Origin of the sequence: Gemmiger formicilis, from assembly GCF_016900095.1 — a bacterium.
GTDB lineage: Bacteria > Bacillota > Clostridia > Oscillospirales > Ruminococcaceae > Gemmiger > Gemmiger formicilis_A.
The window spans coordinates 1-529 of sequence record NZ_JACJJP010000083.1 but is presented as its reverse complement, the minus strand read 5'-3'; the positions used below and the strand labels follow the sequence as shown (position 1 = coordinate 529).

At 64.1% G+C, this 529-nt stretch carries 1 protein-coding gene; it reads left to right on the top strand.

Features of this window, described 5'->3' with window-relative positions; genetic code table 11:
* Positions 1-529 (top strand): 1,3-beta-galactosyl-N-acetylhexosamine phosphorylase N-terminal domain-containing protein (locus H6B15_RS15880; RefSeq protein ID WP_275951020.1); only part of this gene is annotated, 529 nt, incomplete at both ends.

The following is a 529-nucleotide window of genomic DNA, read 5'->3' as shown; positions in this document are numbered from 1 at the left end:
CATCGGCTTCGACGGCATCATCAAGTGTGTCTTTTCCGGCTACGAAGCCCGGATGTGCGCCGGGGTGCCCGCCAAAGTCCATGAGCTGCGGCTGCACCCCTACCTGTTCCCGGTGGGGCTGGGTGGCGCGCCCACCTTTGCCCCGGGGGGCAATCCCACCCGGGACGCCAAGGAATACTGGAACCATGTGCGCCGGGCGCTGCTGCGGGCCAAGATCGACCGCATCGGCCTGGGCGGATACCTGCACCTGCTGGAGGATTTCCCGGATTTTGTGCAGTACATCGCCGATCTGGCCGACGAGTTCCGGGAGGTGCGGGACCTGCACACCGAAGGGGAGGTATACACCCTGCCCCTGACGGTGGCGGTGCTGCACAGTTGGGGCAGCCTGCGCCCCTGGACCTTGTCCGGTCACTTCCATGAAACCTACATGCACGATCTGATTCACATCAACGAAGCCCTGTCCGGCCTGCCGGTACACACCCGCTTTTTAAGCTTTGCGGACGTGAAGGCGGGCAAGCTGGATGGGGTG